Annotated in this window: 19 protein-coding genes; 14 read left to right on the top strand and 5 right to left on the bottom strand. The window is 44.7% G+C overall.

Annotated elements, in window-relative coordinates; all coding sequences use genetic code 11:
- Positions 1-49 precede the first annotated feature (49 nt).
- Positions 50-448 carry a hypothetical protein gene (locus tag R7093_RS12315; protein ID WP_005379193.1) on the bottom strand — a complete coding sequence of 133 codons (399 nt, stop codon included), beginning with the start codon at positions 446-448 and terminating at the stop codon, positions 50-52.
- A gap of 148 nt (positions 449-596) precedes the next feature.
- Complete coding sequence (locus R7093_RS12310) at positions 597-1,034, bottom strand: DUF2383 domain-containing protein (RefSeq protein WP_005379194.1); 438 nt, start codon at positions 1,032-1,034, stop codon at positions 597-599.
- 361 nt (positions 1,035-1,395) lie between these two features.
- Here R7093_RS12310 and R7093_RS12305 point away from each other — a divergent pair, with 361 nt between their 5' ends.
- Genes R7093_RS12305 through R7093_RS12290 form a run of 4 tightly spaced genes read left to right on the top strand, consistent with a single transcriptional unit; the run spans position 1,396 to position 3,637 of the window.
- Positions 1,396-1,644 carry a hypothetical protein gene (locus R7093_RS12305; protein WP_005379196.1) on the top strand — a complete coding sequence of 83 codons (249 nt, stop codon included), beginning with the start codon at positions 1,396-1,398 and terminating at the stop codon, positions 1,642-1,644.
- 48 nt (positions 1,645-1,692) lie between these two features.
- Positions 1,693-2,205, top strand: a complete 513-nt coding sequence (locus R7093_RS12300) for a hypothetical protein (protein WP_033905884.1) — start codon at positions 1,693-1,695, stop codon at positions 2,203-2,205.
- The gene (locus tag R7093_RS12295; RefSeq protein ID WP_005379200.1) at positions 2,195-2,521 is read left to right on the top strand and encodes a hypothetical protein; all 327 of its coding nucleotides are present in this window, start codon (positions 2,195-2,197) and stop codon (positions 2,519-2,521) included. Before R7093_RS12300 ends, R7093_RS12295 begins: the two co-directional genes overlap by 11 nt.
- A 45-nt stretch (positions 2,522-2,566) precedes the next feature.
- On the top strand, positions 2,567-3,637 hold the full coding sequence (locus R7093_RS12290) for an AI-2E family transporter (protein WP_158173551.1): 1,071 nt from the start codon (positions 2,567-2,569) through the stop codon (positions 3,635-3,637).
- A gap of 18 nt (positions 3,638-3,655) precedes the next feature.
- Here the strand turns inward: R7093_RS12290 and R7093_RS12285 are convergent, their stop codons facing one another.
- Positions 3,656-6,103, bottom strand: coding sequence for an EAL domain-containing protein (locus R7093_RS12285; RefSeq protein WP_158173552.1), 2,448 nt, complete (start codon positions 6,101-6,103; stop codon positions 3,656-3,658).
- A 194-nt stretch (positions 6,104-6,297) separates the two neighbouring features.
- Positions 6,298-7,203, bottom strand: a complete 906-nt coding sequence (locus tag R7093_RS12280) for a DMT family transporter (protein WP_318146674.1) — start codon at positions 7,201-7,203, stop codon at positions 6,298-6,300.
- Positions 7,204-7,371: 168 nt separating this feature from the next.
- Here R7093_RS12280 and rmuC point away from each other — a divergent pair, with 168 nt between their 5' ends.
- The 7 genes from rmuC (at position 7,372) to tatC (ending at position 13,560) form a co-directional block, all read left to right on the top strand.
- Positions 7,372-8,904 carry a DNA recombination protein RmuC gene (gene rmuC / locus R7093_RS12275; RefSeq protein ID WP_005379209.1) on the top strand — a complete coding sequence of 511 codons (1,533 nt, stop codon included), beginning with the start codon at positions 7,372-7,374 and terminating at the stop codon, positions 8,902-8,904.
- Between the two features lie 77 nt (positions 8,905-8,981).
- The gene (ubiE, locus tag R7093_RS12270; protein WP_005379210.1) at positions 8,982-9,761 is read left to right on the top strand and encodes a bifunctional demethylmenaquinone methyltransferase/2-methoxy-6-polyprenyl-1,4-benzoquinol methylase UbiE; all 780 of its coding nucleotides are present in this window, start codon (positions 8,982-8,984) and stop codon (positions 9,759-9,761) included.
- A gap of 11 nt (positions 9,762-9,772) precedes the next feature.
- A complete protein-coding gene (locus R7093_RS12265) occupies positions 9,773-10,408 on the top strand; it encodes an SCP2 domain-containing protein (RefSeq protein WP_005379213.1) in 636 nt (211 codons plus the stop codon).
- On the top strand, positions 10,405-12,039 hold the full coding sequence (gene ubiB / locus R7093_RS12260) for a ubiquinone biosynthesis regulatory protein kinase UbiB (protein ID WP_318146673.1): 1,635 nt from the start codon (positions 10,405-10,407) through the stop codon (positions 12,037-12,039). The genes R7093_RS12265 and ubiB overlap by 4 nt, the downstream gene beginning before the upstream one ends.
- A gap of 52 nt (positions 12,040-12,091) precedes the next feature.
- Positions 12,092-12,337 (top strand): Sec-independent protein translocase subunit TatA, encoded by a 246-nt coding sequence (gene tatA, locus R7093_RS12255; RefSeq protein ID WP_005382958.1) that lies wholly within the window; start codon positions 12,092-12,094, stop codon positions 12,335-12,337.
- A 3-nt stretch (positions 12,338-12,340) separates the two neighbouring features.
- Positions 12,341-12,739, top strand: a complete 399-nt coding sequence (gene tatB / locus R7093_RS12250; RefSeq protein ID WP_017635021.1) for a Sec-independent protein translocase protein TatB — start codon at positions 12,341-12,343, stop codon at positions 12,737-12,739.
- Between the two features lie 68 nt (positions 12,740-12,807).
- Positions 12,808-13,560 (top strand): twin-arginine translocase subunit TatC, encoded by a 753-nt coding sequence (gene tatC, locus R7093_RS12245; protein ID WP_005379234.1) that lies wholly within the window; start codon positions 12,808-12,810, stop codon positions 13,558-13,560.
- Positions 13,561-14,019: 459 nt separating this feature from the next.
- Here tatC and R7093_RS12240 read toward each other — a convergent pair whose 3' ends face one another.
- Entirely contained in the window at positions 14,020-14,781 is a 762-nt protein-coding gene (locus tag R7093_RS12240) for a TatD family hydrolase (protein ID WP_017821949.1), read from the bottom strand.
- A 184-nt stretch (positions 14,782-14,965) separates the two neighbouring features.
- On the opposite strand from R7093_RS12240, the gene hemB reads away from it, so the two are divergent.
- The 3 genes from hemB (at position 14,966) to polA (ending at position 19,995) form a co-directional block, all read left to right on the top strand.
- Positions 14,966-16,027, top strand: a complete 1,062-nt coding sequence (gene hemB, locus R7093_RS12235; protein WP_031777176.1) for a porphobilinogen synthase — start codon at positions 14,966-14,968, stop codon at positions 16,025-16,027.
- A 127-nt stretch (positions 16,028-16,154) separates the two neighbouring features.
- Positions 16,155-16,589, top strand: coding sequence for a GNAT family N-acetyltransferase (locus R7093_RS12230; protein WP_005379245.1), 435 nt, complete (start codon positions 16,155-16,157; stop codon positions 16,587-16,589).
- A gap of 619 nt (positions 16,590-17,208) precedes the next feature.
- Positions 17,209-19,995 carry a DNA polymerase I gene (polA, locus tag R7093_RS12225; RefSeq protein ID WP_053303417.1) on the top strand — a complete coding sequence of 929 codons (2,787 nt, stop codon included), beginning with the start codon at positions 17,209-17,211 and terminating at the stop codon, positions 19,993-19,995.
- Positions 19,996-20,648 lie beyond the last annotated feature (653 nt).

The following is a 20,648-nucleotide window of genomic DNA, read 5'->3' as shown; positions in this document are numbered from 1 at the left end:
TGATTGGGGATGTGGTTTAAACAAAGTGAAGAAAGAAGGGCGAGTATAATTACTCACCCTGAGGTAAGTGCTTTTCAATTTCATCGTTTTCAACTTGTAAAGCAGCTAACCAATAAGAAACAAGTGCGGTTAAGTTGGTGTCGTCAATGGCTCTAAGCAGGGCTTTTAAATCATCTAACAGTAATTTATTCATAAAATGCATTTCTTTGTAATTACCTAGCTCGGCAACGCCGTATTCGGTGGCATTTTCTGCAATGAATTGTTCACCGTCTTGATCGAAGAACAGCTTCGCCATCTTTTTGATCATCACTTTTTCTATTTTCACGAATCGATATGCCGCTCTTGCGAGTGTCATATGTGATTGCGGGTTAACGAGAGGCAAACACGTTTGGCGATGGTGTGTCATTTTTACGAGTAGCTCCCTTACTCGATTGTTATCCAATGTCATAGTGACCTCTTTATTTATGACTATTGTCGTGGGACATTTCTCGTGATGGTTATGTTAATGCGCCTGTGGGCTTGTCAGAAATGGCCAAAGCAAGTTGGCCATTTCTTTGCTCAATACCGAGCTTTGTTGCAAAGGCGACCACCAGGTTTTAGCTAATAAGGCTGATGCTGCTGAGTTTTTCTTTGCAGCTTTTTATATCGCTACGAACTTTCAGCAGAACCGAGTTATCCGCCTGCTCTGGGTGGGAAGTAATCAAATTCTCAATCTCTTTGAGTACCTTGCTTTCGACACCTTCAAGCTGTTCTAAATACATTGACTCTTTGTCAGAGGACACTTCCTTCATCACGTCGCTGTAAACCTCACGCGCCTTGATGGTGTAGGAAACCGGAGTGTCGTCGGCAGATTCTTCATTGTTACTTGCTAGAGAGTAGGGAGTGAGCTCAATGACTGCACGCTCACGTACTCTGAGCAGTTCTACCAACACATTATTCAAAGAAGTGTTGTCGATGTTCTCGATGGCCTTGTTGTAAATTTCATTTCCGCTTTCGATAAGCTCAATGATTGAGGCGATGTTTTCATTTTTCATATGCCACTCCTTATTTACTGGTGATAGGGGTGTTTGAGCGTATGGAATACAAACACGATGTTTCGTCTTCAGTTGCAGGTTGTATGCCAATGAACTTTAAGTCTTATTAATCAGTGGCTTAATGTCTTGTTTTGCAATAACTTGCTAACAGTCGGTAAGGCGCTAAGAAAAAATTACAAGAATGGCGGGGAAAGCCTGGAAAGAATTACACGTACAGATACGGCTTTTTATCGAAACAAAAATAAAACCAATAAAAAACAATACCTTAAAATTCTGGCATGGATATGGCTTTGTAGGGAGTAAGTGAGGTCAAACATTGTTTCACTTGATTCACTACTCAACTCATTAATGGAGGCTAGTTATGGCTACTACAAAAGAAAGCACAGTAAAACCTCAAGAGCAGTTAGAAGAAGCATATCACTTAGCGGAGCAAGCCACGACGGAAGCTGTTGGCGCGATGAAAGACCAAGCCAAAGAGAAGCTGGATGTCGGTGCACAGCAAGTTCAGCAGGCGACCAAGTCGGCAGAAAATGTAATCAAGGAGCGCCCATTGCTGAGCATAGGCTGTGCCTTCCTTGCTGGTTGGGCGGTTTCGAAGCTGATCAAATAATAGTGGTCACCAAGGATTAAGCCACACAACAGAAAGGCGAGGCTTCACATGAATAACTCAGGGCAAGTTACCAATCAGCAATCAGGCTCGGCGGCTTCAGACAGCGGCCGAGCCCCTGATGGGGCAGAAGAACAGGATATCCAACAAACCATTAATGGTTTGAGCAGCATTCTTGCGCAATTGGACCAACTGACGAAATCGCTAAAAGTATGGTCAGGTTCAACGTTGGATTTGTTCCTCTTGGAGATGAAAGTTAACGTGTCCGCAGTGCGTCAGATTTTGCTGTGTACCGTTGTTTTTACTCTATTGTCGGTATTGTTCGTATTCAGTTTGTGCCTTGCCTCTGGGGTGGTGGCTTATCAGTTAACTGCCAACGTGTATGTTGCCGTGGGTGTATTTATCACATCATTAGGCTTGGCATTATTTGCTTTAGCCTGGTGGCAGAAGCGTTTAGTTGGATTTCTTGGATTCAAAAATACGACAGAACAATTACAGGAGGGGTGGGATGCGCTCGCTACAAAAGCTCAATCGAGCCATGCGGATCAAGCGGATGGAAGGTAAAGCGTCTCTAGAGCAATGCTGTTTGTCGATGGAAATGTTCACGTTTACCACCAAGAAGTTTGTGAGAGAAAACCCTTGGACGACATTAGGCATTAGTGCTGTCGTTGCCGTTACCGCTGCAAAAGCAGGTCGATTGTCTCGACTGACTTCTTCTATTTCGTCAATGGGGCTATTGGTTAGCAGCGTGTCTGATATTACCGATTCGCTCACAAAGCCGGTCGCGGCAGCTTCTCTGGATGAGTCAGATGCGGAGCAAAATGGAAATGCAGCAACACAAGTAAGCAACGCTGCGACGACAGAGGGCGAACCACTCTAATAGCGGATTTCACCGCAAAATTTTCTTACCGATTCTGAGCTTATTATGACAGCGAAATTGAACATTCCTGCCAACACTGCGATTGGTGCAACGCTTCTCGTCCTGTTACTCGTCCCAGGGCTGTATTTTGCCAAGCCAATATTGTTACCTATTGTGCTTAGCACCTTTATTTCTCTGCTGTGCAGCCCTTTCATTAATTATCTTGAAGACAAAGGCTTACCACGTGCTATTACCGTCGTGTTGACGCTGTCATTCCTCGTTGGCGCTTCAATTATTGGTCTTGCCGCCATGTCGGAGCCCGCCAAGCAATGGTGGTCTGAGCTGCCCAGTATCGTGAAAAATGTGTCGCAAGAAGTAAGCGAAGTTACTAAAGTTTCGGCTGATCACCTTAATACTCCATTGAATATCGCCAACGATATGAGTATGGATGAGGTCGGGAACAACACCGTATTTTCTTTGGTAAAAACGCTCGCGACCACTACGCCGACGATTTTGACACAAGCGATGATCGTGCTGTTTATGGTTTACTTTATGCTCAATCATGGACGAAGCTTATTTCGAAAGTCAGTGTCTTACCTACATGGGTTCGCCAAACAGCGCCAAGCGATTGAGTTGGTCAAAGCGCTACAGAAAGACCTATCTCGATACATTGGCACCATCACTTTAGTGAATGCGGGGCTGGGGTTGAGTGTTGGGGCCGTGTTTTTTGTTCTAGGCCTTGAAGATCCATTTCTATGGGGCGCATTTGCAGGCGTGATGAATTTTGCGCCGTACCTCGGCCCTGTCATATCCATGGTGAGCTTTGGCTTTGTTGCTTATCTTCAGTTGGAGTCGGTCAGTTTTATGCTGACGGTGGTGTCTATCTATTTACTGCTCAATTTGATTGAAAGTCAGTTTGTTACACCAACACTATTGGGGAAAAGGTTTAACTTAAACCCGTTAGTGATTTTTGTTTGGCTTGTTTTTTGGGGCTGGCTTTGGGGCGGAATGGGACTATTGATCGGTGTGCCGTTGCTGGTTTGTATCAATATTTTGGTTGATCGTCTAGAGCTATGCCAATCAACCCAAAATCAAGCAAAACAAATTACCTCCGCGGACGTGGCACCGCGAGAGTGACTTGAGGATCAAGCTGGTTCAACGAAACAGTTTTTCAGCGCTCACTGGCTGACTAAACAAATATCCCTGACCATAAATACAGCCTTTTTCGAATAAATAATCGGCTTGTTCCCGAGTTTCTATCCCTTCCGCGACGACTTTCAACGACAGCGTTTTTCCCATGGCAATAATGGCATTCACAATCGCGTTGCTGTCGCTATTACTTGGGACATCACTGACAAATGAGCGGTCAATTTTCAGTTTGTTGATTGGCAAACCTTTCAAGTAAGACAAAGACGAATAGCCAGTTCCAAAGTCATCCAGAGAAATCTCAATACCCAGTTCTCGTAATTGATTTAACGATGCAATGGCTTGTTGAGGGTCGATCAGTAAAAAGCTCTCTGTGATCTCCAAATCTAACCGTTGGGCAGGGTATCCGGTGTTATCGAGGATAGTACTTAATCGCTGAATGAAATTTGACTGCTGAAGCTGCAACGCAGAAACATTGACGGCGATTTTGCCAAACTCGATGCCTTGGTCCAGCCAAGCATTACCTTGCAAACAAGCTTGTTGTAACACCCACTCACCAATGCTTTGAATCAGCCCTGTTTTTTCTGCAATTGGAATAAAGTCTGCTGGTGGTACAAGGCCAAACTCTGGATGCTGCCAGCGTAATAAAGCTTCCACGCCGACAATCGTATTTTGTTCCAAGTTGTATTGCGGTTGGAACTCTAACCGGAGTTGTTGTTTTTCTATTGCTTGATGCAAAGCGGATTGAATGCGTACATGGGATACGGATTTATCGGTCAAATCCGGTGAGTAAAACGCGTAGCCGTTGCGTCCATTTTTCTTCGCTAAGTACATCGCAGTGTCTGCGTTTTTCAGTAAGGTTTCACTGTCTTGACCGTCTCTTGGGTACAAGGCAATACCAATACTGGTCGAGACACGAAGTGAGTCGTGATTTGCTAAGTCGAATGGTTGCTGGAATACGCTTAGAATATCGCCGACGGTTTCCAGTAAGGCAACATCACTATGGATGTCTGGCAAAATAATCACAAATTCATCGCCGCCAATACGAGCCACATGCGCATTGAGGTGAAGCACATCTTGCAGACGAATCGCTAACTTAGACAGCAATTGGTCACCACAGAAGTGGCCCATGCTATCGTTGATGTGTTTGAAATGGTCGATATCTAAGAATAGGGTGGCAAACGTCTGCTGGTTTTTGTGTCCGGTTTCGATGTGTTGTTCGAGTAAGCTGAGTAAATGGGTGCGATTAGGTAGATTGGTTAATGGATCGTAAAAAGCCATGCGCTGCAGCTTTTCTTCGTGTGCCTTACGCACAGAGATATCTTCAAACACACAAATGTAGTTAATAAGGTGGTTTTTATCGTCCATTACGGCGCTAATGGTCGCTAATTGCGGATAAATGCTGCCATCTTTCTTTCTGTTGATGAATTCGCCTTTCCATTGGCCTTTGTTTTCGAGTTGATGCCACAACTGTTGATAGAAACCTTGATCATGATGGCCTGAGCGCAGAATTCGTGGGTTTTTTCCTATCACCTCTTCAGAGCGGTAACCTGTAATTTGGGTAAAAGCCGTGTTTACATCAATGATGTTGGCATTGCGGTCTGTAATGACCATGCCTTCTTGCGAATTGTTGAAAATTTGGGACGCTAAGGAGAGCTGCGTTTCTACCATTTTTCGGCGGGTGATGTTACGTGTCATCCCCAGAATGCCGATTAAGTTTCCCGCATGATCACGGACAGGAGACTTAATGGTTTCTAGCCAAGTGGGGTTATTGTTTTCATCAATTTGACGGCATTCTTCAACAATATTTTGCGTGCCCGTGGCTACCACCAATTTATCGGCATCAATGAATTTTTCCGCACGTTCATGGCTAAACAGAGCAAAATCGTCTTTTCCAATGATTTCACTGTTGGTTTTTTGCCACGCGTTTTCTACGCTTCGATTGGTCATCGAATAAAGACCATCCATGCCTTTTATCCATACGTGGTCTTCAAGGCAGTCGATAAACTCTTGTAGTGTTGGTGTTGGCTTTATTTCCGCGCTTTGATGTCGCGTTTGTTCTTGCTGACAGTGCAAGTTGATATCAAAGCTGATCCGCCCCGCGATTGCGCTTAGCCATGCCGAAACAACCGTTGATTGATCATTAGGGTGAGTCAGTGTCAGTACGGCAAGCAATTCGCCATTAGGTAGCCAAATCGGTCCAATGCTCAAGGTTTGCTCTTCAAAGGGGGTATGGCTAACTGTAAAATCTGTCGGCGTAAAGTGATCGACAACTTGCGTTATCACATCGACGATAGCACGATGATTTTGGGTTGAGGTGGACACCTCAGTCGATAGCCACTGCTGAGTATCGCTCAGAGTATAAAGCTGTCCCTGAGCTTGAGTTACATTACAGCATTGTCGCAGAACGTGTTGCCAGTCTGCCATCAAAGGCGAAGGAATAGCGAAGCGAAACATAATTAATAACGAGTCCTAAATCGCCCAAAGGTAATTATATTAGAATCTAGCGTAAGCTATTGGGCTTTGTGAGTATCGTATCCAACGCGTAGCTAAATCCTAGCAGCGTAAAGTGCTTTCTATCATTAAAATGTTATCTATATCTCTTTTTTATCCAACTTATTGCATCGTTTTTTAGGGCTTTTGATAGGTGATTAAGAAGCGTTTACCACTTTGGTTTTCTTGCCCCATGAGACTTGCTGAATGACTAAGCCACTGATGATCAATACCAGGCCAATCAAGGTTGAAGGGTGAATTTCTTCGCCGATGATGGTAGCTAACAACATGAGTGAGATAAATGGAGAAGCAAAGATCAGATTACTGATACGCGCGGTGTTTTGCGTTGATTTGAGTGCACTCAGCCACAAAACGAAAGTGATCCCCATTTCAAACAGTCCGACATACGTCACCGCTGCCCAGCCTTTAGCTGAGATTGCCTGCCAGTCAGCACCTTCATAAAGACTTAAACCAATGGCGAATGGAATAGCGACCAAAAAGCCGAGCAGAACGCCAACCACAGGGTCGGCCTTATTTTTGGTATTTAAAATCCAGTAACCGGCCCACAGCAGCGTTGATAGCAGCGCAAGACCAACACCCAACGGGCTCTCAAATTCCATGCCTAAAAGATTGCCTTGTGTGGCAATCACTATCACGCCGACATAACTAAAACCGCAAGCCAGCCAGTCCTTACCACGGATCTTTTGTCCTAAGAAAACAGCAGCCATTAGCGTTAAGGTGATGGCCCAGCTGTAGTTGATCGCTTGAGCCTGAGATGCGGGCAGCAAGTCATATGCTTTGAACAGAATAACGTAATACGCCAAAGGGTTAATCAACCCAAGCAGTAGGTAATACCAAGGGTTTGAGAAAAATGTAGCGCTTAACTGGCCCAATTTACCTTGCACACCACAGATTACTGTTAGTGCAATCGCAGAGACGATGCTGGCAATGCATAGCATTTGAATCGGCGTAAATTCTGCCAGCGTGAGTTTAAATGCGGTTGCAACGGTAGACCAAAGTAATACTGCTGAGAGCCCAAATCCTAGGGCGCGACGCTCGTTCATGATGCCTCTGCGTGATGATGTGCCGCTCGGTTTGGATAATTTGAGCGGAAGAAAGAATATTATAGGAAGGCCTAGTGTATGCGAGGATTTTTCATCCAACAAACTGGACATTTATCCAGTGTCTAAATACCATTGTTATAGATACAAAACACAGGCTAACTCGCTATTATGCAATGGATTCTTGAGTACCAATCTCTCATTCTCTCTTCTCTTTGTGCTGCCACGCTTAGTGGTGTCGCTGCCGGTTGGTGGGTGAAACAGCGTTTTATCACCCAAACTCAGCTTCTCGAGCAACAACTTGTTTCAGAAAAACAGCTTCATCAACAGCAACTTGAACAGGTCAAGCAAAGCCTTGCCGATGCTCAGCAAGAGTTGGATGAGTTAGATGATGAGCGCGATAAAGCCGCGTTTGAAGTGCGTCAAACGCACGGAAAGCTGATGGCAGCTATGGAAAAACTGCGTTACTTCGAGGCTGTAAAGCAAGAGCGCCAGCAATACTTTGATGAGCTTGGTCAAATGCGTGAACACAAATCACGTCTAGAAACGCAGCTGCGTGAACAGCAAGCTCGCCATGAGCAAATTAACCAAGCTAATGCCGAAAAACTGCAAATTTTAGAACAAGCGGAAGCACGCTTGAAACAACAATTTGAGCACTTGGCCAACCAATTGTTTGAAGAAAAAACCGCGAAGGTCGATTTGCAAAACCGTCAGAGTTTAGAAGGCTTGTTGTCACCGCTTAGAGAACAGTTAGAAGGGTTCAAAAAGCACGTTAATGACAGCTTTAGCCAAGAAGCTAAAGAGCGCCATACCTTAGTGCATGAGCTGAAAAACCTGCAACGTTTGAACGAGCAAATGACGCGCGAAGCGGTTAATTTGACCCAAGCGTTGAAAGGGGACAACAAACAGCAAGGTAACTGGGGCGAAGTGGTGCTCGCTAGGGTACTTGCCGAATCTGGCTTGCGTGAAGGGCACGAATATCAGACTCAGGTGAACTTACAAAATGAAGCAGGCAAGCGTTACCAACCTGATGTCATTGTGCATCTCCCACAAAACAAACAAGTGGTTGTGGATTCTAAAATGGCGCTGGTTGCCTATGAGCGCTACTTCAACGCCGAAACTGATGCTGAGCGCGATCAGGCTTTGAATGCGCACTTAGCTGCTCTACGTGCACATATCAAAGGGTTAAGCATGAAGGACTACCACAAACTCAAAGGTATTCAGAGTTTGGACTATGTTCTGATGTTTATCCCGGTTGAGCCGGCGTTCCAAGTCGCGATTCAAGCCGATCCGAGCTTGATTAAAGACGCGATGGAGCAAAACATCATTTTGGTGAGCCCAACAACGTTGCTGGTGGCACTGCGCACCATTGATAATCTATGGCGCAATGAACGCCAAAATGAAAACGCTAAAATGATTGCGCAGCGTGCGACAAAACTCTACGACAAATTACGATTGTTTGTAGACGACATGGAGGGGCTCGGCGGTGCGCTGGATAAGGCGAATCAAAGCTATCAAGGTGCGATGAACAAGCTTGCCACAGGGCGCGGAAATGTGATTCGCCAAGCCGAAAGCTTTAAACACTTGGGAGTTGAAATTAAACGACCGATTTCTTCCGACCTCGCGCAGTTAGCGCAGAGTGATGCATTTTCAGAAAATGACCCGTTAGTAGAAAGACATCCGGCTGAGGATAAAGTAAACTAATCGCCCGCAGTGCAGTGGGCGATTTTATTTGTCAACAAACGCCCCGTAGAGGAAAGCGCTGCCTAAGAGGAATTAGAATGACGGACACAAGTTTGCAATCCAATACAGCGTTAGAGAATGAAACCACTCACTTTGGTTTCTCTACAGTGGCAAAAGACGAAAAAGTGACTAAGGTTGCCGAAGTATTCCACTCCGTGGCAACAAAATACGACATCATGAATGACCTGATGTCAGGTGGTATTCACCGCCTTTGGAAGCGCTTCACTATCGATTGTAGTGGCGCTCGCCCTGGCCAACGTATTCTTGACCTAGGTGGTGGTACGGGGGATTTGACGGCGAAATTCTCGCGCATTGTTGGCGATGAAGGCCATGTCATCCTTGCCGATATCAATAACTCAATGCTTAACGTTGGTCGCGATAAACTGCGTGATAACGGTATTGTGGGTAACGTGCATTACGTTCAAGCCAACGCAGAAGAACTGCCGTTCCCAGATGATTATTTTGATGTCATCACCATCAGTTTTTGTTTGCGTAATGTGACTGACAAAGACAAAGCGCTTCGTTCAATGTTCCGCGTACTGAAGCCAGGCGGCCGTCTATTGGTGTTGGAATTTTCAAAACCAGTGCTAGAGCCGTTATCGAAAGTATACGACGCATATTCATTCCACTTGTTGCCGAGAATCGGTGAGCTAGTTGCGAATGACTCAGAGAGTTACCGCTACCTAGCGGAGTCAATCCGTATGCATCCAGACCAAGAAACGCTGGAAGGCATGATGCAAGACGCAGGTTTTGAAAACACCAAATACTACAACTTAACTGGTGGTATTGTGGCTTTGCATCGCGGTTATAAATTCTAAGGGTTAACGGCATGCCATTTGAACCACTTATCACCGCTGTGATTGAAACGTCACTGAATACACTGATCAAAGACGACCCTGCATTGGGCCGTCGTTTAGCGCGTCTAAAAGGTCAAGTTATTCAAGTTCACCTGAAAGAGATCAATAAAACACTGACATTCGTTTTTAGTCAGCAAATTGATGTGCTTGGTCATTACGAAGGGCAGCCTAACTGCTATCTATCGCTCAACTTGAGTGTGTTACCAGAGCTGCGCGATCAGGCCAACATCACTCGTCTTATTAAACAAGATAAACTTGAACTAGAAGGCGATATTCAATTGGCGCAGAAATTCTCTCAGTTGATGGTGGATTGCAAACCAGATGTTGAAGAGTGGTTGTCTCGCGTGACTGGCGATGTCGCCGCACATACCTTTGTGCAAGGTTCAAAAAACATCGGCAACTTTCTTGCGTCTCAAGCAGAAAAACACCAGCGTCATCTGGCGCAAGTAGTGACTGAAGAATGGAAACTGGCTCCCGCTCCGTTAGAAGTGGCCTATTTCTGCGACCAAGTTGATGAGGTTCGCAGCCAGGCTTCTCGCATTGAAGCTCGTTTAACGGCTTTGCTGAATAAGCTGGATGCAGATAAGCCTGCATTGGAGAAACCATGACGCCAGCAGAACTAAAGCGCTTATACCACATCGCCAAAGTACAACTGGAATACGGCTTAGATGAGCTGCTTCCCGATCACCAACTGACCAAAGCGCCGCTTTTACTGCGCAAAAGCTTGTTTTGGATTAAGAACAAGCACCCAGAAAAACCACTCGGTGAACGTCTGCGTTTAGCACTGCAAGAGCTGGGGCCGGTTTGGATTAAGTTCGGTCAGATGATGTCGACGCGCCGTGACTTATTTCCTCCGCATATCGCTGATCCCCTAGCTTTACTTCAAGACCAAGTCGCGCCTTTTGATGGCGAGTTGGCAAAAAAGCAGATGGAGCAAGCATTAGGTGGTCCGTTAGAAAAATGGTTTACCGAGTTTGATATCAAACCACTGGCGTCTGCGTCGATTGCTCAGGTACATACTGCGCGCATAAAAGACACTAACCAAGAAGTGGTATTAAAGGTTATCCGCCCAGATATTCGCCCAGTCATTGATTCAGATCTAAAACTGATGCACCGAATGGCGCGTATAGTCGCCGGAGCGATGCCTGAAGCACGTCGTTTAAAACCAGTTGAAGTCGTGCGTGAGTACGAGAAAACCCTGCTTGATGAACTCGACTTGCGACGTGAGGCGGCGAATGCCATTCAGTTGCGCCGCAACTTTGAGGGCAGCGAAGAATTGTATGTTCCTGAAGTTTTTCCCGACTTCAGTAATGAAACTGTCATGGTTTCTGAGCGAATATATGGCATTCAAGTCTCTGATATTGAAGGCTTGAAAGCAAATGGCACCAATATGAAATTGCTCGCGGAACGCGGTGTGAGTGTGTTCTTCACTCAGGTGTTCCGAGACAGCTTTTTCCATGCCGATATGCATCCGGGTAATGTGTTCGTCAAACCCGAACATCCAGAGAACCCAATGTGGATAGGGCTAGATTGCGGAATCGTTGGTACACTTAATAGCGAAGACAAGCGTTATCTGGCGGAAAACTTCCTGGCGTTTTTCAATCGTGACTACCGCCGAGTGGCGGAGTTACATGTGGATTCAGGATGGGTGCCTGCGGATACCAATGTCGATGAGTTTGAGTTCGCGATTCGCATTGTGTGTGAGCCTATTTTTGCTAAGCCATTGTGCGAAATCTCCTTTGGTCATGTGTTGTTGAATTTGTTCAATACGGCACGTCGATTCAATATGGAGGTTCAGCCACAGCTTGTACTGTTGCAAAAAACGCTGTTGTACGTGGAAGGGCTTGGTAGGCAGCTATATCCTCAACTTGATTTGTGGGAGACCGCAAAACCATTCCTGGAAGAATGGATGATGAATCAAGTTGGGCCGCAAGCTCTAGTGAATGCGATTAAAGACCGCGCACCATTTTGGGCAGAGAAATTACCTGAACTGCCAGAGCTGCTTTACGATAGCCTGAAACAAGGTAAAGCGATGAATCAACGTATGGATCAGCTTTATCAAGGGTATCGCCAGAGCAAGCGCCTGCAGGCGACAGGAAAGTTTTTGTTTGGCGTTGGCGCGACTTTAGTCGTATGCTCGGCAATATTGGTGAACGATGCTTTTGAGCAGCTTTCGTTGGCCTGCGGTATCGCAGGTGTCACATTTTGGCTGCTTAGTTGGCGAGCTTATCGTCAATAGACGTTAAACTCTTGAAATATTTTTGTTTGTTTAAAGACCCGAGGTAAAGAGAATGGGTGGTATCAGTGTTTGGCAACTTCTAATCATTGCTGTAATTGTTGTATTGCTATTCGGAACAAAGAAACTACGCGGTATCGGTGGCGATCTGGGTGGTGCCGTTAAGGGCTTCAAAAAAGCGATGAGCGAAGATGAACCTGCGAAAAATGACAAAGACGCAGACTTCGAACCAAAAAGTCTAGAAGAGCAGCAGAAAAAAGAAGCTGCTCCTGAAACGAAAAAAGACAAAGAGCAGGCGTAAAACGTGTTTGATATCGGTTTTTGGGAACTGGTATTAATATCTGTTGTTGGTCTGGTCGTTCTTGGGCCGGAGCGTTTGCCTCATGCTATTCGCAGCGTGTCTCGCTTTATCGGTGCCGCTAAGAGTATGGCAAATAGCGTCAAAGACGAATTGTCACACGAGCTGAAAGTCCAAGAGCTGCAAGAAAACTTGCGCAAAGCAGAACAAATGGGGATGGATGATTTGTCCCCTGAGTTGAAATCTTCAGTTGAAGAGTTGAAGAAGGCAGCGCAATCTGTAAATCGTCCTTACGCAAAGAACACCGATTCAGAGGCTGAGCCTGTAAAAACAGAGCCAGCAGTCGAAGAGGCCGTGAAAGCGCAAGAGAGCAAGGTTACAGCGGCAGATAAGAAAGCCGAATAGTCTCATTAGGAGGAGCTACTAGTGATTGGTAGCTCCTTTTTGATCTGGTTTTTAATAAGAGGTTTGCCATGTCTACCGTCGAGCAGACACAACCTTTAATTAGTCATTTGTTGGAGCTTCGCAACCGACTACTGCGCTCAATCCTCGCAGTGTTGGTCGTGTTTGTCGGACTAATTTATTTCTCTAACCACATTTACGAGTTTGTTTCCGCACCTTTAGTAGAACGTCTACCTGAAGGCGCGACCATGATTGCTACGGATGTAGCGTCACCTTTTTTTACGCCACTTAAGCTGACGTTAATTGCTTCGGTATTTATTGCGGTGCCGTTTATTTTGTATCAAGTTTGGGCCTTTGTAGCGCCAGGTTTGTACAAGCATGAACGTCGATTGATCATGCCACTGCTGTTTTCTAGTTCGCTATTGTTCTACTGTGGAGTGGCATTTGCCTACTTCGTGGTATTTCCATTGGTGTTTGGCTTCTTTACCGCCATCTCTCTTGGTGGAGTAGAGTTTGCAACTGATATCTCGAGTTATCTCGACTTTGTGCTGGCGCTATTTATGGCGTTTGGTATCGCATTTGAGGTGCCTGTTGCGATTATTTTGTTGTGTTGGACTGGGGCCACTACACCAGAAGATTTAAGACAGAAACGTCCTTATATTATAGTGGCTGCGTTTGTCGTAGGTATGGTGTTAACGCCACCAGACATGATCTCGCAAACCTTACTCGCTATTCCGATGTGTTTACTGTTTGAAGTCGGTTTGTTCTTCGCGCGTTTTTATACTCGTCGAAGCGAAGAAGTAGAAGCGGAAACCGAAGAATAAGGCTAATCTAGATGTGAAAAGCGGCTCAATTGAGCCGCTTTTTTTGCGGTTGGTTTTTTCTTGGGCTAATTACTTAACTTTCATGACGTAACCACATTTTGTGCATACGTATACTTCCTTGATGCCCAGCAGCTTTTGAAAAAAACTGCGCGGTACGCGTTGTAAGTAAGCACCATGTGTACACACTTCAACTTCCATATTCATGCTGTTTTACATTTGTGCTAATTAATGGGCGTAAATCAGTATAGAAAAATAATGTGTCGAGTTGTCGACAGTTTTGCAAAGCGGACGAAGTAAAGTGACGATATGAGAAGTAAGTAGAGTTGCTAGTTAATTATTATGTTTATCAATAATTTTGTATGGATTGTTCTACTATTTCAACGGGTTGAATCGTTCATTCAATAGTTTAGGTGATAAAAAAGCGACGTTGATTTCGTCGCTTTTTTCAATTCTCGTGAATTAAATATTAAACAGCTTTTTGGCATTCTCAGTCGTTATGGCATCGATGGTTGCGATGTCGACATCACGCAAGTCGGCAACACGTTGTGCAACGAGAGAAGTGTAGGCTGGTTCATTACGTTTACCACGGTGTGGCACAGGCGCTAAATATGGACAGTCGGTTTCTAAAATGACCCACTGCATATCCAAATGTGGAATGACTTTATCCATCCCGCCATTCTTAAAGGTCGATACGCCACCCAAGCCTAAGTGGAAGCCTAGCTCATTGATTGCTTGCGCTTCTTCTAAGCTGCCTCCAAAACAGTGGAATACACCACGCAGACGACCATCTTGCTCTTGTCTTAGCAAAGTGAGTGTTTCTTCAATCGAATCACGAGTGTGGATAACGACTGGTAAGTCCATCTCTTTTGCCCAGTTAAGTTGAGCTACGAACGCCATTTCTTGCTCAGCACGATAGGTTTTATCCCAATACAGGTCGATACCGATTTCGCCTACCGCAATAAACTTGTGTTTCTCAAACCAGCCGCGGATGATCTCCAACGTTTGTTCAACATTGCTGTCCACATAACAAGGGTGGAGTCCCATCATTGAGTGGCACACGTCAGGATATGCCGCTTCGGTTTGTAGCATGGGCTCAATAGAGTCCAGATCGATGTTTGGCAACAGGATTTTATTAATGCCTTGCGTTAAGGCGCGTTGTACTACTTCATCGCGGTCGTTATCAAATTCGCTGGCATAGATGTGCGCGTGGGTATCGATCATCGTTACTCTCTGTGCTTCATAGTTGGTTTCGTATTCGAAGTATACTTGAGTGTGAGTGCTGGGTCATTTTCAGTTTTTTTCATTACCTTTTTCCAGATTGTCACTCGCAACATGCATCAAGAGTGATATGATTTTGTTCACCAGATGATTTGATCATCATAACCGTCCAGACAAGGAGAAAATGGTGTCTGTATCAATTCAAGGTCCATTCCCTGCACGCCGTATGCGTCGTTTACGTAAGCACGATTTTAGTCGTCGTTTGATGGCTGAGAACCAACTTTCTGTTAATGATCTGATTTACCCAATGTTCATTCTTATGGGTAAAGATCGTCGTGAGAGCGTGGAGTCCATGCCGGGTGTAGAGCGTTTGTCGATTGATTTAATGCTAGAAGAAGCACAATACCTTGCAAATCTAGGCGTTCCAGCAATCGCGCTTTTCCCTGTCGTAAACCAAGACGCTAAAAGCTTATGTGCTACTGAAGCCTACAACCCAGAAGGTTTGGTTCAGCGAGCAGTACGAGCGCTTAAAGAACACATTCCTCAAATTGGTGTAATCACAGACGTGGCACTCGACCCATTCACGACACATGGCCAAGACGGCATCATCGATGAAGATGGCTACGTAATGAATGATGAAACCACAGAAGTATTGGTTAAGCAGGCTTTGTCTCATGCAGAAGCGGGTGCTGACGTAGTCGCGCCTTCAGACATGATGGATGGCCGAATTGGTAAGATCCGCGAAGCATTAGAAAACGCGGGCTACATTCATACTCAAATCATGGCTTACTCGGCTAAGTACGCATCGAACTACTACGGACCATTCCGTGATGCGGTTGGCTCTTCTTCAAATCTAAAAGGCGGCAACAAGAAAAACTACCAAATGGACCCAGCAAACATTGATGAAGCGATTCACGAAGTGGCGCTAGACATCAACGAAGGTGCGGACATGGTGATGGTTAAACCTGGTATGCCATACTTAGATGTAGTTCGCCGAGTAAAAACTGAACTTCAAGTACCGACATTTGCTTATCAAGTCTCTGGCGAGTACGCGATGCATAAAGCGGCGATCATGAATGGCTGGCTCAAAGAGCGTGAAATTGTGATGGAATCACTATTGTGCTTCAAACGTGCAGGTGCAGATGGCATCTTAACGTACTTTGCGAAAGACGTTGCTGAGTGGTTGGCAGAAGAGAATGCACAAACTGCTCAACACCTAAATCGTACTCCGGAAGCGACAGAAGAGTAATTATCGCTCAGTGAGAAATACCAGACCAACAAGAGTTGTTCGTCTGTATATACCCAAGTAACCTCAGGCGGATTACAACAGTAACAATCCAAGGTGCTTGGGTATTTTTATTTTGGAGAAGAGAACAATGACAATGCTGATTCGTGAAGGCACATTGGAAGAAGCACTTCAAGTTGTGGCGCGTGTTACCGAGTTTTCGAAAGGAGAAACGGTAGACTCCATGACTCAACGTTTAGAAGAGAAAAACAGTTTAATCCTCGTTGCAGAAAAAAATGGCACGATTGTCGGCTTCAAAATAGGTTACGAATTAGAGGATGGTGTTTTCTATAGCTGGTTAGGTGGTGTTGTCCCTGAAGCTCGAAATGAAGGCGTGGCACAACTGCTTTTGGAAGCTCAAGAGGATTGGGTGGCAGAACAAGGCTACAACACATTAAAAGTGAAATCTCGAAACCAGTTTCCGGCTATGCTTCGCTTGTTATTGAGAAATGGCTATATAATTGAAAAGTTTGAAGAAAAAGTAAATCTTCGAGAATCTCGAGTGCATTTCATTAAAGCAATGTGAAAATAAATGAGATTTTTTCTCATTTAACTGTTGACTACGAAATGAGAATCATTATTATTAAACCTGTCTTAGGGAATGAGGAAAGTTCACAAGGACGTTGAGTGACTTATTAACAGAAGTTAATTAACTGAAAGTTGAGAAGTGATGAAACATTTTTCCGAGAACTTGCACGAATTCTTTTTGACACGACATTGCTCACATTGCTTCCAGTGTAATTTATAGCTTCTTGGTTAAGCTGCTCTATTTACAGAATTTGCTTTACCACTTCTGCTAGGCGACCCCATTCGGGTCGCTTTTTTCTTTTCTACGATTTCTATTTGACGTCACTATTAATATCTTTTCCACATGCGATGATCATTTTAGGATCGTTGATCTTCTCGCCGTTATGCGAATTTGTTGTTATTAATCAATGGTTTTGGTTGGTGTTTTCTTGTGTTTTTTGTTATTGGATAACCAGTGGATAATTTCTATAAACAGAGTTATCCACAGGAGGTGGTGTTTTCGTGAATAAAGTCGGAAAAATTTACGCGACCTAGATCGAGCGAACAAGATAGATTCAGATCAGCAGTCATGGCATCCTAGGCAGATCTCTCAAGTACTGAATTGGATACAGACAATTATGGCAAGTATTCCTGAAAATCCGTTGATCCTTATCGACGGCTCTTCTTACCTATATCGCGCTTTTCACGCCTACCCGGGCACCATGAGCAATGGTGAAATTCCAACTAATGCTGTTTACGGCGTCGTGAACATGTTACGCAGCATGATGCGTCAGTTTGCGTCTGAGCGCATCGCGGTGGTTTTCGATGCAAAGGGAAAAACCTTTCGTGATGATATGTATGCAGAATACAAAGCGAATCGTCCGCCAATGCCGGATGACCTGCGTTGTCAAATTGAACCATTACACAATGTTATTCGTGCAATGGGTTTGCCGCTGATCTGTGTTCCTGGCGTCGAGGCGGATGACGTCATCGGTACGTTAGCATACCAAGCATCACAAAAGGGCATGCCTGTATTGATCAGTACTGGTGATAAAGACATGGCGCAGCTAGTGGATGATAACATTACCTTGATCAACACCATGACGAACGTCGTAATGGATCGTGAAGGTGTGGTTGAAAAGTTTGGCATTCCACCTGAGTTGATCATCGACTACTTAGCACTGATGGGCGATAAAGTAGATAACATTCCTGGTGTACCGGGTGTCGGTGATAAAACAGCGACCGCACTACTGCAAGGTATTGGTGGTCTGACGAAGTTGTATGAAAACCTCGATGATATTGCAGGGCTTGGTTTCCGTGGTTCTAAAACCATGGCGAAAAAGCTCATCGACAACAAAGAAAATGCCATGCTTTCGTATGAGCTCGCGACCATCAAATTGGATGTTGAGCTTGAGGAAACGCCAGAATCATTGCTGAAAGCGGAACCAAATAAAGACGAATTAGTGAAGCTGTATGGCCAACTGACGTTTAAATCTTGGTTGAATGAACTACTTGAAGGCGGTTCTGGATCTGTGGAGGCCGTAGAGCTTGCAGGATCTTCACAAGCTTCTTCTTCTCAAGCCGAGATGGAAACTTCTGCGGTAACAATCGATCGCAGCCAATATGAAACAATTCTGGATAAAGAAACCTTCAATGCTTGGCTAGATAAACTTCAAACGGCTGAGCTGTTTGCATTTGATACGGAGACCGATAACCTAGATTACATGCTAGCGAATCTAGTTGGTTTGTCATTCGCTGTCGATGAAGGTATTGCGGCTTATGTGCCAGTTGCACATGACTATTTAGATGCGCCTGAACAGCTTGATCGTGATTGGGTACTAGAACAGCTGAAGCCAATTCTTGAAGATGCAGCGAAAGCAAAAGTCGGTCAAAACTTAAAGTATGATGCGTCTGTACTCGCTCGTTACGACATTGAGCTAAAAGGTATTAAGCACGACACGATGTTGGAATCGTATATCTACAACAGTGTCGGCGGTAAACACGATATGGACAGCTTGGCGCTTCGCTTCCTACAGCACAGCTGCATTTCTTTTGAGCAAATTGCAGGTAAAGGCAAAAATCAGCTTACGTTTAACCAAATCGAACTGGAACAAGCATCGCCATACGCGGCAGAAGATGCGGATGTGACCCTTCGTCTGCACAATCGCTTGTTTGCTAATATCGAGCAGGATGAAAGCCTGAAGACAGTTTACGAAGAGATTGAAATGCCGTTGGTGCCAGTTCTTTCGCGCATTGAACGCACTGGGGTCTTTATCGATGAAATGAAGCTGAGTGCGCAGTCGGTCGAGATTACCGCTCGCCTTGATGAGCTTGAAAAGAAAGCGTACGAAATTGCAGAGCAAGAGTTTAACATGAACTCGCCAAAGCAATTACAAGCCATCCTATTTGAAAAAATGGGTTTACCGGTTGTGAAGAAAACGCCATCAGGCACACCATCGACGAATGAAGAAGTTCTGCAAGAACTCGCGCTAGACTACCCACTACCAAAACTGATTTTGGAATACCGTGGTTTGGCGAAGCTAAAATCAACTTACACCGACAAACTGCCGAAGATGATCAACCCATCAACGGGGCGCGTGCATACTTCTTACCACCAAGCAGTGACTGCAACGGGTCGTCTATCTTCTACTGATCCGAACTTACAGAACATTCCAATTCGTAACGAAGCTGGCCGTCGTATTCGTCAAGCGTTTGTCGCGCCATCAGGGCATAAAATCTTAGCGGTCGACTACTCGCAAATCGAACTGCGCATCATGGCGCACCTTTCTGGCGACCAAGCTTTATTGAATGCATTCCGTGATGGCAAAGATATCCACGCGGCAACCGCAGCAGAAATCATGGGTGTTTCTATTGAGGACGTTTCAAGTGAGCAACGTCGTCGTGCGAAAGCGGTTAATTTCGGTCTTATTTACGGCATGAGTGCGTTTGGTTTGGCGAAGCAATTAGGCATTCCTCGTGGTGAGGCTCAAGCGTACATGGATACATACTTTGAACGTTACCCAGGCGTGATGCAGTACATGGAAGACACACGCAGCACAGCAGCAGATAAAGGGTATGTTGAAACGATTTTTGGTCGACGTTTGCATTTGCCAGAAATCAAATCGCGCAACGGGATGCGTCGTAAAGCTGCTGAACGTGCGGCAATCAACGCACCAATGCAAGGTACGGCAGCGGACATCATTAAGAAAGCGATGCTGTTGGTTGATCAGTGGATTCAGGAAGAAGGCAATGGTCGTGTGAAGTTATTAATGCAAGTACACGATGAATTGGTCTTTGAAGTTGAAGAGTCATCATTGTCCGAAATTGAAAGTAAAGTACAGAAATTGATGGAATCTGCAGCAGAGCTAAAAGTACCGTTGGTTGCAGAAGCAGGTCACGGTGATAACTGGGATCAAGCTCATTAGTCACTTTTAGACCAAAATAACCAATTAATTATGAGCCAGCGCACAAACGCTGGCTTTTTTTTGAGATTAAAAAAGCTAGCGCAAAGTTAACTTTGATGTTGCTTAATAAAAATTTCATGAAAAAAAACTACAAAAATTCTTTGCAATTCTGACCAATTGTTGTACATTAATACTCGTAGGGTACAGAGGTAAGATGTTCTATCTTTCAGACCTTTTGTTTCACGTTATTGGATTAGGCTGATTCAGCCGCCCCAGTCAGTTTTTGACTGGGGCGTTTTTTATTGGGCGAAAGAAAATTATTCTTTTGGATCAGCAGCTTAAAGTTAGCCTTCAAAAACCTTCTTTTTTGACCTTTCTAAGTCACTGCAAAATCTCGATTTTTCCTTCAAATTTATTGCGTTATTCATCCTGTAAATTTACGTCAGTCACACTATTATTTTTTCTTGAAAGAAACTAAGTTACATCTTTTTGAAGATTTGCTTGGCTTAACTGTCTGAATTGTAACGCTATTGGGTGTTTTTGGAGTGAATGTTTGGTGATACACAGGAAACAAGAGCGCTTTTTAACCTATTGAAATCGAATCTCAGTTCAGCAATGCTTCGTCACATAACAATAATTACCAATTTTTCTCTCCCGTTATCCCTGCCAGGAAG

It is taken from the genome of Vibrio sp. 1580, assembly GCF_033340055.1.
The sequence above is the reverse complement of the archived record's forward strand: the minus strand, read 5'-3'. Positions and strand labels throughout refer to the sequence as shown.